General features: G+C 67.0%; 1 protein-coding gene. It reads right to left on the bottom strand.

What is annotated here, in order from left to right; genetic code table 11:
* Positions 1 to 22: 22 nt before the first annotated feature.
* The coding region (tnpC, locus tag GBG68_RS13880; protein WP_152148385.1) for an IS66 family transposase at positions 23 to 1,038 on the bottom strand (1,016 nt) is incomplete at its 5' end.

A 1,038-nucleotide genomic window follows, 5' to 3' on the forward strand; every position in this document is an offset into this window, starting at 1 on the left:
GTAAGCGCTCCACCAACCCCACCTACAGGTCGGCGAAGCGCACCGCTAGACTCTGCGCCTGACGCCAAGGCAGCAATGCGTCGAGATCGGCTTCGGTCGTCGCCGCCGGCAGTCGGGTGAATACCGTCAGCAGATAGTCATAGGGCTCCAGCCCATTGGCCTTGGCCGTCTCGATCAGGCTGTAGAGGGCAGCACTCGCGCCCGCGCCCTGGGGGCTGTGGCTGAACAGCCAATTCTTGCGCCCGATCACGAAGGGGCGAATGGCGTTCTCCGCCGGGTTATTGTCCAGCGGTATGCGGCCATCTTCGAGAAAGCGCACAAGCTTTGGCCACTGGCCGTGTAGATAGTGCAACGCGCGCCCGATAGCGCCCTTGGGCGGGACCTGGCCCCGCGATTTCTCCAACCAGGCATGGAGCTTGTCGACTACCGGCCGGCTGTACTCCTGGCGCCGGGCGAGGCGCTGCTCATCGGTGAGCGCGCGCCCTTCACGCTCGATGCGATAGAGCCGGGCGATCAGGGTGAGCGCCTTGTCGGCACGCCCGCTCTTGCCCTTGGGCTGGAGCTTCTGCGCTTCGACGAATTTGCGCCGGGCATGGGCCCAGCAGCCGGCATGGTTGAGGGCGTATTCCCGCACTGGCTGGGCGTAGCCCTCATAGCCATCGGTGAGCAGCACGCCGCCAAAGCCTTCGAGCAGGCGTCGGGGCACGGCACCGGCGCGGCTCGGGTCGTAGTCGAACAGCACCACCTGCTGCTTGGGTGGCCCGCCGCGGCTGACCCACATGTAGGAGGGGCTGGAGGCGCGGCGCCCCGGCTCGGTGTTCACCTGCACGGTGGTCTCGTCCATGTGAATCAGTGGCGCGTTGCGCAGCTGTGCCCTGAGCTGCTCGATCAGCGGTGTGATCAGCGCGCCGGCCCCCAGCATCCAGCGCGCCAGGGTGTTGCGCGAGAGTTCCACCCCCATGCGGCCAAACGTTTTCTCCTGGCGGTACAGCGGCAGGCCATCGGCGTACTTGGCCGTGGCGATGGTGGCGAGCAGCG

This window comes from Alkalilimnicola sp. S0819 (assembly GCF_009295635.1).
In the GTDB taxonomy this organism is placed as follows: Bacteria; Pseudomonadota; Gammaproteobacteria; order Nitrococcales; family WHIW01; genus S0819.